Genomic DNA, 12,610 nt, shown 5'->3' on the forward strand with positions numbered 1-12,610 from the left:
GTTATGATACTGTCTGTAACAAACATTCCTGTTCCTGACGAAACGACCTCATGAATGGCACGCTTTTCACGCTGTGCCGACCCGTTACTGCGCCGTGCGTCCTTAAACGCACTAAGGACGCAGTAACAAACTTAAGATTCTGCATGATTCAAAAATCGAGGATTTCTGGACCATGCGGTAACACCCTTGATAGGGCTGGCCTGATACGCCTTTGTCCGGGCGATCTGCCGTTCACAAAAAGCGCTACAGACAATCCCTGTCCGCTCGCGCCAAATTCTTTTTCGGTCAGCTGCAGCGAAAATCGCTATCGCCACTCCAGATCATGCATCTTTGTTATCCGGTCATTAGCCGTGACATCAAAGTTCTGATTCCAAGGGGCATGAAGCTAACCCACCTTTGCTTTTAGGAGGTGTGCTGCCTTATGACAAGGGCTTCTTCATAATCGTGTCATTCTGGTGACTGGAACTCGCAGCTATAAGATAATATTAACCATGGTTCCTTACCTATTGGTTATAAGTGATGTTGCGCCTGCAGGGTGCAACCAAGTGCTCGATCTGATATTAAAGAGGGGCCTGTCTGTGTGGTATTCACGCCTGCCAGGTTCCGATCGGTAAAGAGATGAATGTGATTTATCGGATAGTTTTGGCTGCATTTGCGGGTTTGCTGGTCCTGTTGCCGGCAAGCGTAAATTCTTATGCATCCGATGATTTGGCCGCTCTCACATATCAGGCAGCCGGGGACGAGCTGCGTACGCGTGTTGTCATCAATTTTGACAAGGAGCCGGATGTATCGACCATGCTGCTCGAACACCCACACAGGCTCGTCGTCGATATGCCGAAAACAGTTTTTGCGTTCGACAAGAAGTCAGTTGAGCCTCGCGGTCTTGTCGATGATGTGCGCTACGGCATGCTTGATACGGAGCGTTCGCGACTCATTTTCTCGCTTAAAGGTCCATTTGCCGTAGAGCGAATTGATGTCATCAAGAATGACAACAGCCCGGGTTACCGGCTTGTCGCTGATCTCGTTGCATCATCAGACAGGAAGTTTGCGGAAGATTTGAAAACCCAGAACGCAACCACCGCATCGACGGAAAGTACACCGAAGGGCGACAGGATCGCGTCAGCTGCTCCGGATGAAAAGAGCAAGGCTCCCAAACCTTTTACTGTTGTAATTGATCCCGGGCACGGCGGTATCGATAGTGGCGCTGAAAGCGCGAGCGGCATCATGGAAAAGAACGTGACTCTGATGTTCGCCCAGCAGTTGCGCGATGAACTGGCAAAGATACCGGGTCTGCGTATCGAAATGACCCGCACTGACGATACGTTTCTTCGTCTTACCGAACGGGTGCGGGTCGCCCGCCAGTACGAAGCTGATTTGTTCATCTCGTTGCATGCCGATACGATCAACCGCGGCAATATTCGCGGCGCTACGGTTTATACCGTCTCTGATAAAGCCTCTGACGCCGAATCACGTGCCATGGCTGATCGTGAAAACCGGGCAGATGCCGTTGCCGGTATTACTTTCGACAATGAAACGCCGGAAATTGCAGATATCCTTATGGATCTGACGCGGCGTGAAACGCATAATTTCTCATTGAGCTTCGCCAAGAACGTGGTCAATTCGCTCAAAAAAGACGTCAACATGATCAATAACCCGCACAGATTCGCTGGGTTTCAGGTTTTGCGCGCGCCGGATGTGCCTTCTGTACTGGTTGAAATCGGTTATCTTTCCAATGCGGAAGACGAAAAGCTCATGCTTGACCCGGCATGGCGTACCCACGTTGCTTCAAGACTAGCTACGGCAGTGGGCGAATTTTCAGGTTTGAAGACAGCCGGTGCGCTTAATTAGGGCGATGTGCAACCATTGCGTGCGTTGCCGAAACTCCACAATTAGTATTTAAATTGTGAACGCAGGCGGGTTGTCCTTGCCTTTGTCACATTTGTCGCCCAATTGCGTCAGCAACATCCGACTTTCGCAAATGTGATGCCGGATATGGAAAACCCTTCGGGGGTTGGTGTTTTCCACGACACGACCTGCATGGCTTAATGTGCAGCGATGTTAAATGCCAACTGGGTAAAATGGATTCCGGATACACATGATACGCTTGATCGGATATTTTTTCGGAATCGGCACCGTGATGGCGCTGCTGGGTGCAGCAGGCGTTGCGCTTTATGTTGTCAGTATTTCGAAAGATTTGCCCGACTACGAAGTTCTGGCCAAATATGAACCTCCGGTCATGACCCGGGTTCACTCATCCGATGGGCAGCTTATGGCGGAATTTGCCCGCGAGCGCCGGTTGTATCTGCCAATTCAGGCTGTTCCTGATCGCGTAAAGGCTGCCTTCATCTCTGCTGAAGACAAGAATTTTTATCAACATCCCGGTGTTGATATTAGCGGTTTGGCCCGTGCTATCGTGGTGAACGTACAAAACTGGGGTTCGCGCCGTCCTGTCGGTGCTTCGACCATCACGCAGCAGGTTGCAAAGAACTTCCTTCTCAGCAATGACCAGACCATTGGCCGAAAGGTCAAGGAAGCCATACTCTCGTTCCGCATTGAACAGGCCTATTCGAAAGACCGTATTCTTGAGCTTTATCTCAACGAAATTTTCTTCGGTCTCAATTCCTATGGTATCGCCGGCGCAGCGCTGACTTACTACAACAAGTCGGTCAATGAATTGACTATTGCGCAGGCCGCTTATCTTGCCGCACTGCCAAAGGGCCCATCCAACTATCATCCTTTCCGCCAGCCTGACCGCGCAGTCGAACGGCGTAACTGGGTTATCGACCGCATGGCAGAGAATGGCTATGTGACGATGGAAGAGGCCAAGGAAGCAAAGAACGAGCCGCTGGGCGTCACACCACGCCATACGGGCAATTACCTCTTTGCTTCAGAATATTTCACTGAAGAAGTACGTCGCCAGATCATCCAGCGTTACGGCGAGAACGCCCTCTATGAAGGTGGGCTTTCGGTTCGTACCACACTTGATCCAAAGATGCAGGTTCAGGCACGTGCCGCCCTGCAGCATGGTCTGTTCAAGTTCGATGAAGCCAAAGGCTATCGTGGTGCTTACAAGACCATTTCGACAGCGGGTGACTGGGGTCTTCCTCTCTCCGAGATCAAGGAGTTTTCGGACGTTCCTGATTGGCACCTAGCCGTCGTGCTGGAAGTAACGCCGCAGCAGGCCATTATCGGCTTGCGACCAGAGCAGGATGCATCCGGTAAAGTGGTGCAGGAACGCAAGCAGGGCACGATTGCCGCTGACGATATCAAATGGGCTTTCCGGGTTATTGATGGCGATAAGCGTACCAGTGCCAAATCGCTCGAAGGCGTGTTCCATGTCGGCGATGTTGTCTTCGTTCAGAAGAAAGAAGGCAGCGAGACTGAGTTTGATCTGCATCAGATCCCCAAGATTGAAGGTGGCGCTGTAGCCATGGACCCGCACACGGGCCGTGTTCTCGCCATGGTGGGCGGGTTCTCCTTTGCTCAATCAGAGTTTAACCGCGCCACGCAGGCGATGCGTCAGCCAGGCTCGTCATTCAAGCCTTTCGTTTATTCAGCTGCACTCGACAACGGCTATACCCCGGCTTCCGTGGTTTTGGATGGTCCCATTTCCGTTGATCAGGGCGGCAGCCTTGGCGTTTGGGCACCAAAGAACTACAGCGGCAAGTTTGCCGGACCATCGACGTTGCGCTACGGCATTGAGCAATCACGTAACCTTATGACCGTCCGGCTTGCTCAAGACATGGGTATGAAGCTTGTTGCTGAATATGCCGAGCGTTTCGGGATTTATGACAAGATGCTGCCGGTTCTGGCCATGTCACTAGGATCAGGTGAAACCACGGTTCTGCGCATGGTGACGGGCTATTCCATTATTGCCAATGGTGGCCGCAAGATCACGCCATCCATGGTTGACCGCATTCAGGACCGCTACGGCAAGACTGTCTTCAAGCATGACGAGCGCAAGTGCGAGAACTGCTCAGCGGAAAAGTGGACAGGGCAGAGTGATCCAGAATTAATTGACGATCGTGATCAGGTGCTCGATCCAATGACTGCCTATCAGATCACTTCCATGATGGAGGGTGTGGTTCAGCGCGGTACTGCAACTATTCTTAAAAGCCTGAACCGCCCGATTGCCGGCAAGACAGGCACTACAAACGATGAAAAAGACGCATGGTTTATCGGCTTCACGCCTGACCTCGTTTTCGGCGTCTATCTCGGTTATGACAATCCGCAACCCATGGGCCACGGCTTCACCGGTAGCGGCTTGGCCGCTCCTGTGTTCAAGGATTTTGCAGAGGCTGCACTAAGAGATCGCAGACCAGTTGATTTCCACCCACCCGAAGGCATGACACCAATTGCTATTGATCGCAAAACCGGGATGCGTGCCGCTGAAGGTGGTGCAAATGTGATCATGGAGCAGTTTAAACCGGGTACTGGGCCAGCAGATAGCTACTCCGTTATCGGCATGGATACCTTCTCCGAAGGCTCGCCAGTAGAAGTTCAGTCACCTAACGTCAACCGTGCCATACAGGGCGGCGGCGGCGGACTATTCTGATCACCAATTCTTGCGTCTTCATTGACGTTTTCAAGACTTTACATCGTGTTGACCAGTCAATATGGTCCGCCGAAATTCGAATGAACTTTAAGGAATAATACCCCATGCGCGCCGAAATCGAAACGCTGGTCGATGAGATCAAGCAGGCCATAAGCCTGCTGAGGAGGCATCTTTGACTGGGATACTTCAATCAAACGTTTGGGATATCTGAATCAGCTCGCTGAAGATCCGGCGCTGTGGAACGACGCGCAGGAAGCACAAAAATTGATGCGTGAGCGCCAGCAGCTCGAGGACAGCATCAACTCCATTCGCACACTGTCGCAGACACTCGAAGACAATATCGAGTTGATCGCCATGGGTGAAGAGGAGGGCGACAAGTCAATTGTTGACGAAGCTGAAGCCGCCATTCGCGACATCAAGACCGAAGTAGACAGGCGCCAGATCGACACCCTGCTTTCGGGTGAGGCCGATGCCAACGATACCTATGTCGAAGTACATTCCGGTGCCGGCGGAACTGAAAGCCAGGATTGGGCCAATATGCTTTTGCGCATGTACACCCGCTGGGCGGAGCGCAAAGGCTATAAGGTGGAATTACTTGAAGTCCATTATGGGGAAGAGGCGGGTATCAAATCCGCTACAATCCTCGTCAAGGGACATAATGCCTATGGTATGATGAAGACAGAGTCTGGCGTTCATCGGCTGGTTCGTATCTCGCCCTACGATTCAAATGCGCGGCGACATACATCATTCTCCAGCATTTGGGTCTATCCAGTAGTCGACGATAATATCGACATCGCCGTTACTGAAGCAGATGTTCGCATCGATACATATCGCGCATCAGGTGCAGGCGGTCAGCACGTCAACACCACTGATTCTGCGGTACGCATTACACACATAGCAACTGGTATCGTTGTGCAGTGTCAGGCGGAACGTTCGCAGCACAAGAACCGTGCCACGGCGTGGTCAATGTTGCGGGCGCGCCTATACGAAGCTGAGCTTGAAAAGCGTGAGCAGGCGGCAGATGCGATTTCTGCTTCAAAGACCGATATCGGTTGGGGACATCAGATACGCTCCTACGTTCTGCAACCTTACCAGTTGGTCAAGGATTTGCGTACCGGCGTGGAAAGCACCAGCCCCCAGGACGTTCTGGACGGCGAAGTCGATATGTTCATGGAAGCAGCGCTCGCTCATCGCGTCCATGGTACGGACGTTGAAGTAGAAGATATTGCTTAGATCAATCTCAACTATAGCTCGGCCGCGATCTGGCGGCCGATGCTGAGATAGCTTGCCGGATTAACAGCGCTGCCACCTTTGCGAACTTCGTAGTGCAGATGAGGGCCAGTAGAGCGCCCTGTGCTACCGGCCTTACCGATTACATCGCCAATATTTACCTGCTGACCAACCGCGACCAGAATCTGGCTCATGTGACCATAGCGCGTTGAGAGTCCATTGCCATGGTCGATGTCCACCATATTGCCATAACCGCCATTGTAATCAGCGGCTGTCACTGTGCCTTTGGCAGTTGCAAGTACAGAACTTCCACTCATTGCGCGAAAATCCATACCGGAATGAAAGGCCAATAAGCCCAGCAAAGGGTCTCTGCGGGTGCCGAATGGACTTGAGACCGGCATGCCGGGCGCAGGATTGGCGATTGGAACCGAATTAGCCAGCGTCTTGGCCTGCTCAAGCTGTAGCAGCGCAGCATCAAGATCGGCTATGCTCGTATCAAAATCTGTTGTGGGGGTGGCGCTTGCCAGAATGAGTGGTCCGCCGGTGCCAGTCTGCTCTTGGGAAATGGGTGATTTTACACCCGCATTTGCGAGCGCGCCATTAATTCGATCAGCACTCTCATAGGCCTTGTTCGACAATGCCTGCACCTGTTTTACCTGATCTGTCTCAAGCATGCCGAGAGAGCGATCTACACGGTCAAACAGCAACTCTGCCTTGTCGATGCCAAGCTTGGCCGGTTTGCTTGGTGTCGGGACAATCTTGCGGCTGGATGTCGTTGGCCCGGTGATAATTGGATCTATGCCGTAGAATCCTTCGGATTCCTCAGAATCCGCAAGGCTCGGAAGATTGTTATCTACGCGCAACTCTCCAGGAAGATTTTTACCTGCGCGTTCAAGGACAGGTGCTAGACGATTACTTTGGTCGCTCAGAGTTTTCTGGCGCTCTACGAGTTCGCTGATCTTGCCTTCCATCAACTTCTGATCAAGCATCTGGCGGCTGGTTACCCGATCAAGTTGTGTCCGCAGCGATGCAATGCGATCTTCATAGGCTTGTTGTAATCGCGCTTGTCTCGCAACGCTGCCATGAAGCAGATCGTCACGAAAAACCAGATAGGATGTTGCCAACAAATAGCAGGTTGCCAATCCAATAACGAATGTGCCCGCAGCGATACCCATCCAAGGCTTCAAAGTAAAATGCCGAATTGTATCGCCCCGCGCGATAATGATCGTGTGGGGCTCTTTCATGCCGTTGAAGATGCTTTGATTGGGACGTTTCTTCACTGCGGCTACACCATCGTTTGGCGGGCTTCGATCTATCAAAGTATTAGACTTTAGTAAGGTTAATAAACTCTGATAGATTAGACCATGCCAACGAGTTTAATGACCCGTCAGGCGACGAGAGCCCTGGTTTCCTCCAGCACTTCGGCAGCATGGCCGGGGACTTTGACCTTGTTCCAGATTTTTGCGATTTTTCCGTCTGTGCCAATCAGAAATGTTGTGCGTTCCACGCCCATATATTTACGACCGTACATGCTCTTTTCGACCCACAGACCATAGGCCTCGACAATTTTCTTTTCCTCATCGGCGACAAGATCGATTTTAAGGTCATGTTTGGCGATAAATTTATCGTGTTTCTTGACTGGGTCAGGGGACATACCAATGACCTTGGCGCCAAGTTTCTCAAATTGGGGTTTCAACCCCGAGAACTCTATCGCTTCCTGCGTGCAACCACTGGTATCGTCCTTTGGATAAAAATACAGAACCACAGGGCCACTACGCAGCGCAGACAAGGTGATCGTGCCGCCGCCATCTTTCGGCAGTGTAAAATCCGGAGCGTTGCTGCCGATTTCCAAAATTGTCATAGGAATGCCTTTCTTTGATTCTTGTATGCGGTCTTCAATTACGTAACTATAGCGAGGTACGGGAATCATCTACGGTTTCCCAATTGATTCCTCAATTGGCTTGGGAATTTGACAGAGAAACCGGAAAAAGTCCGCTTTACAAAGCGTGATTTCACGAAGCTTCACAAGCACCCGTCTGCTAGCGAGCAAGGTCAGGTGCCGGTTGCTACTTTGCGTCGGCGTTCGCTTTTATACAAGCTCACAGGTGCTTGTTTTTCCTTCATTATTCTTCTTGCCGTGCTTGGCGGAATAGCATTTGTGGTTTTGCGCGTAGGTGTGGGCGGAGAGGCGCTTACACAGCGGGCAGAGGATGCCTTGAAGTCGGTTGCCGGGCCTGATGCCTATGCAACAATCAAATCTGCGCAAATCTCGCTGGATCAAAGGCGGCATGTGGCTCTCGAAGCCCGCGACGTGAATATCACCGACGATAAGCGCGGCATTGCCATTAACAATGTACGCGCAGTCCGTATCGGCTTGGCCACCATGCCATTGCTGCGCGGCAATGTACGCGTTGAACGGCTGGAACTTGAAGGCGCTCAGATCAAGGTGACATCGCATAGTCCCTTTGATTTCATGAGCCTTGTTCCCAAGAATAGTCGAGGCTTGATTGATCTCGATGCCGCTTCGCAAGCAATTTTTGCAAGTCTGGAAAGCGCTGTTTCATTGCTCGATCAACGCGAAACCCGGGATATCTCCATTTCGGACACTGCGTTTGATTTTACGCTGGCGGGGGAACCCAAGCGCCTACGCATTGTGCAGCTCGATCTTTCGGAAACGGGTGGCCCTGTCGCCATTGATGGTATCGTAGAATGGCAAGGCAAGGAGATTGAAATTTCCGCGCAGGCTAAAAGGTCTGCAGTCGGCGGCAAAATCGAAGCTTTCTCCCTTGCGATCAATAAAATCCCGCTGACGGGGAAGCTGGGTACCGCCCCCGTGCCGGATATTGATGGAATCAAGCCGGATGGAGCTTATTTTTCCTATGACAATCTTTCTGATTTGAAACTCGACGGAATTGCCGCGAATACCGCTGAGCCTGCCAGAGTGTGGGGCACGGTGAACATTGGAGAGGGACCTGTCACAATCGGCAATGTCGATGACATGATTGTAGCGTCAGCAATTACGTTTGAGCACATCTCAGGGACCGAAAAAATCGAGATCAAACCTTCAAGAGTTCATTTTGGAGCTTTTGAAGGCATCATTGAAGGGGCAATAGGACCGGAGCCGGTCAAGACGGATGGTAGCAATTCGGCTTCAAATCCCGGTTATCGGTTTGAGCTTATAACCGAGGAGGCGAAGTCAAAACCGCAGGACTCAACGGAACAGCCATTGGAATTCAATGCGCGGGTCGCCGGTAGATACGATCCCATCGCAAAAAGACTGGATGTTGCGGAAATTGCCGTCCGCGGCAATGGCGAAAGCGAACTTTACGGTCAGGCAGGGGCGACGTTCGGGCAGGGGTCGCCTGCCATGAATCTGGATTTGCGCATTCCGAAAATGCCCGTCTCCCATGCCAAGCAGTTATGGCCGGTTTGGGCTGCCACCGGCGCAAGGCGCTGGGTGCAGGACAATCTTGTCGGGGGTACCGCAAAGGATGGTCGCATTGACGTGGTTTTCCCCGCCGGCCGCTTCAATGGCCCCGGAAAGCCGCCGCCACTCACCCAAGACGAAGTGCAGGTCGATTTTACCATTGAAGATTCGCGTTTTGACATTGTCGGTGATCTGCCTCCTGTGCGTGACGCATATGGAAAGATCAGCGTTCGCGGCGCCTATACGACGATCGATCTCGAAAAAGGCTCTTCATTTACGCCGAATAATCGTGAAGCACGGATAATTGGCGGCAAGCTCATCATACCATGGGGACCGCAAAGGCCGGTATTGTCGGAACTAGATCTTAATCTGGAGGGAGACGCTTCTGCTGTTGCCGAAATCATCGGGTTCAAGCCGATAAATGGCTTGAACAAGCTGCCTTTCGGGCCAGACGACATCAAGGGTAATGTGAAGTCCCATGTTTTGGTAACATTTCCGGTTACACGACATTCTCCGCCGGGTAGCCTCAAATGGTCGGCCGACATGGAAATCTCGGATGTCTCGATTGCGAAGAAAATCGATGGGCAAATGGTCGATAATGCCAATGGCAGCCTGTTTGTAACGCAGTCTGAGGCTCGTATTGATGCTGAAGCGGAACTCAATGGCGTACCAGCTGAAATCGAACTTTTTGAACCTTTAGGCGACAATACCTCCCGACGTGAACAGAAAGTTACGCTCAAGCTCGACGACAAAACCCGTAACAATCTTTTCCCGGCGCTCGATCCGCTGCTTTCCGGACCAATTTCCGTGGATATCGAGAAAGCAGCGGATGGCTCAAGGGTGGCTGTGGCTGATTTGACGAAAGCCGAGATCAGGCTGGCGCAACTGGGGTGGACAAAGGGAGCTGGTGTCAAAGCCAGTGCCAAGTTTGCGATCCAGCAGGATGGCGACAATGTGAAGATCAGCAATTTGGACATAGCTGGAGATACTTTCCGGCTGCGTGGTGATGTCAGCGTTGTCGACGGCGATCTGAAGACAGCTGAATTCAGCACGGCAAAACTTAATCGCGGTGACGATGTTGCTGTGAAGGTGACGCGTACGCAATATGGCTACCGTGTTGATGTAAAAGGAGACGCGTTTGATGCGCGACCTTTGCTCAATCAGATCACTGAGCGAAAACAACGCGGTGAAAGCCCGAACACGGGTGGTAAACAACGCATTCTGGTCAATGCGGATATAGGTTCCGTCACGGGATTTTATGCGGAAGATCTCAGCAATGTTTCACTGTCCTACGAGGGGGTAGGGTCTGCTGTTTCGGGTCTTGCATTCAACGCGTCAACCAAAGCTGGGCGCAAGATACTGGCGGCGGACAGTTCCGAGAGTGGTTCGCGGTCAATCAGCCTGCAATCCAAAGATGCAGGGGCTGTACTTCGGTTCTTTGGCTTCTACGACAAGATGCAGGGCGGTGACATCAATGTAACGCTGGATTCAAAAGGCGATGGACCACTGCGCGGTCAGATCGATGCGCGCAACTTCACACTCGTCAACGAGCCGAGGCTTGCAAGTCTGGTATCATCTTCGCCAAATGGGACGAGCCTCAATGACGCTGTGAAGAAAAACATCGACGTTTCGACAGTTACGTTCGAACGCGGCTTCTCGCAGATCGAAAAGGGTGAAAACTATATAAAGCTCGCAAACGGCGTCATCCGCGGATCGACGATTGGAACAACATTTCAAGGTGTCTTGAGTGACCCCAAGGGGAACATGGCTCTGACGGGAACGTTCATGCCAGCCTATGGTATCAATCGTATATTCGGCGACTTGCCAGTGCTTGGCTTGTTTCTCGGCAATGGCCGGGATCGCGGACTGATCGGCATTACCTACAAGCTGGTAGGACCATTGAAGCAACCACAGATCATCGTAAACCCGATTTCCGTGATTGCACCGGGCATATTCCGCTCAATATTCGAGTTTCAGTGATAGGTGTCTATGCGTGGCTTTGAACACGCATAAACATTTTAAGAGAGTCAGTTTACGCTGGACGCACCAGGATGTGTTTCTTCTTGCCCAGCGACAGCTTGATTATGCCATCGGCTGTCACTTCCGATGTTCCGACTTGCGCCTTTTCATCTGAAACGCTCACATCGTTGATACGTACAGCTCCACCTTGAACGTGCCGGCGAGCTTCGCCATTCGATGCGGCAAGGCCAGCCTTGACGAGAAGCGTGAGAATACCAATTCCTGCTTCCAGTTCGCCGGAAGCAACTTCAACAGTCGGCAGATTGGTTGCCAATGCGCCTTCTTCAAATGTCTTACGAGCCGTTTCCGCAGCTTCCTCAGCCGCCTGCCTGCCATGCAACAGGGCCGTGATCTCCGTCGCGAGCACTTTCTTTGTTTCGTTTATCTCAGCGCCACCGAGTGCGCCAAGCTTTGCGATTTCAGCAAGTGGTAGCGTCGTATAGAGCTTCAGGAAGCGTGTGACGTCCGCGTCTTCCGTATTGCGCCAGTACTGCCAGAAGTCATAGGGGCTGAGCAGATCAGCATTCAACCAGATTGCGCCGTTCATGGACTTACCCATTTTGGCGCCGGAGGATGTCGTAAGGAGAGGCGACGTCAATGCATAAAGCTGCGGCGTACCAAGGCGATGCCCCAGATCAATACCGTTGACAATATTGCCCCACTGATCGGAGCCACCCATCTGCAGGCGAAGACCGTAACGCTTGTTCAGTTCGACAAAGTCATAGGCCTGCAAGATCATGTAGTTGAATTCGAGGAACGAAAGCGATTGCTCGCGGTCAAGCCGCTGCTTGACCGAGTCGAATGACAACATGCGATTGACCGAGAAGTGCTGGCCGACATCACGCAGGAATTCAAGGTAGTTCAAGGGCAGCAGCCATTCGGCATTGTTGACCATCAAGGCGTCTTGCGGGCCATCTCCGAAATTCAGGTAATTGGCAAAAACCTGCTTGATGCCATTGATATTACTTTGAATAATCTCCGGCGTCATCAATTTGCGCGCCTCATCCTTGAAGGAAGGATCACCCACCATACCGGTACCACCACCCATCAAGGCGACGGGGCGGTGACCGGTCTTCTGCATCCAGTGCAGCATCATGATCTGGATCAGTCCGCCCGCATGCAGGCTGGAGGCTGTAGGATCAAAACCGATATAGGCTGACACGATTTCCTTGGCAAAAAGCGCATCAAGGCCTGCATCATCAGATGTCTGATGGATGAAACCACGGGTGGAAAGCGTGTGCAAGAATTCGGATTTGAAGGCAGACATAGATTTATTCCTGATTTATCCGGTGCTGCAAAGCTGCAATGCGGAAGACGTCCGTGAATTGGCCGGTGACGACGCGGTAGACGCGCCCCGATTTCAGGGCGCTGTCATTCGT

The 12,610-nt window shown here is 52.0% G+C and carries 7 protein-coding genes; 4 read left to right on the top strand and 3 right to left on the bottom strand.

Going from position 1 to position 12,610, the window contains the following annotated elements:
• The first annotated feature begins 618 nt into the window (after positions 1 to 618).
• The 3 genes from PMI41_RS01095 to prfB all read left to right on the top strand — a co-directional run bounded on the left by PMI41_RS01095 (position 619) and on the right by prfB (position 5,788).
• Positions 619 to 1,848: an N-acetylmuramoyl-L-alanine amidase gene (locus PMI41_RS01095; protein WP_008120853.1), complete on the top strand. Its 1,230-nt coding sequence runs from the start codon at positions 619 to 621 to the stop codon at positions 1,846 to 1,848.
• 247 nt (positions 1,849 to 2,095) lie between these two features.
• Positions 2,096 to 4,555: a penicillin-binding protein 1A gene (locus PMI41_RS01100; RefSeq protein ID WP_008120855.1), complete on the top strand. Its 2,460-nt coding sequence runs from the start codon at positions 2,096 to 2,098 to the stop codon at positions 4,553 to 4,555.
• Between the two features lie 104 nt (positions 4,556 to 4,659).
• Positions 4,660 to 5,788 (top strand): peptide chain release factor 2 gene (gene prfB, locus PMI41_RS01105; RefSeq protein ID WP_157179267.1). Its coding sequence is split into 2 segments (ribosomal slippage): positions 4,660 to 4,728 and positions 4,730 to 5,788, totalling 1,128 coding nucleotides; the frame shifts between segments, so codons are not numbered across the junction.
• Between the two features lie 11 nt (positions 5,789 to 5,799).
• Here the strand turns inward: prfB and PMI41_RS01110 are convergent.
• A complete protein-coding gene (locus tag PMI41_RS01110) occupies positions 5,800 to 7,065 on the bottom strand; it encodes a M23 family metallopeptidase (protein WP_040853424.1) in 1,266 nt (421 codons plus the stop codon).
• 107 nt (positions 7,066 to 7,172) lie between these two features.
• Complete coding sequence (locus PMI41_RS01115) at positions 7,173 to 7,646, bottom strand: peroxiredoxin (RefSeq protein WP_040853425.1); 474 nt, start codon at positions 7,644 to 7,646, stop codon at positions 7,173 to 7,175.
• A 108-nt stretch (positions 7,647 to 7,754) separates the two neighbouring features.
• Here PMI41_RS01115 and PMI41_RS01120 point away from each other — a divergent pair, with 108 nt between their 5' ends.
• On the top strand, positions 7,755 to 11,192 hold the full coding sequence (locus PMI41_RS01120; protein WP_008120862.1) for a DUF3971 domain-containing protein: 3,438 nt from the start codon (positions 7,755 to 7,757) through the stop codon (positions 11,190 to 11,192).
• Positions 11,193 to 11,244: 52 nt separating this feature from the next.
• Here the strand turns inward: PMI41_RS01120 and tyrS are convergent, their stop codons facing one another.
• Positions 11,245 to 12,498: a tyrosine--tRNA ligase gene (gene tyrS / locus PMI41_RS01125; RefSeq protein WP_008120865.1), complete on the bottom strand. Its 1,254-nt coding sequence runs from the start codon at positions 12,496 to 12,498 to the stop codon at positions 11,245 to 11,247.
• Positions 12,499 to 12,610 lie beyond the last annotated feature (112 nt).

Source organism: Phyllobacterium sp. YR531 (assembly GCF_000282595.1).
GTDB lineage: Bacteria > Pseudomonadota > Alphaproteobacteria > Rhizobiales > Rhizobiaceae > Phyllobacterium.

What these genes read in the sequence shown, in the direction of transcription:
- PMI41_RS01115 (WP_040853425.1), bottom strand. Translation starts at nt 7,646, where the DNA reads ATGACAATTTTGGAAATCGGCAGCAACGCTCCGGATTTTACACTGCCG.
- tyrS (WP_008120865.1), bottom strand. Translation starts at nt 12,498, where the DNA reads ATGTCTGCCTTCAAATCCGAATTCTTGCACACGCTTTCCACCCGTGGT.
- PMI41_RS01095 (WP_008120853.1), top strand. Translation starts at nt 619, where the DNA reads ATGAATGTGATTTATCGGATAGTTTTGGCTGCATTTGCGGGTTTGCTG.
- PMI41_RS01100 (WP_008120855.1), top strand. Translation starts at nt 2,096, where the DNA reads ATGATACGCTTGATCGGATATTTTTTCGGAATCGGCACCGTGATGGCG.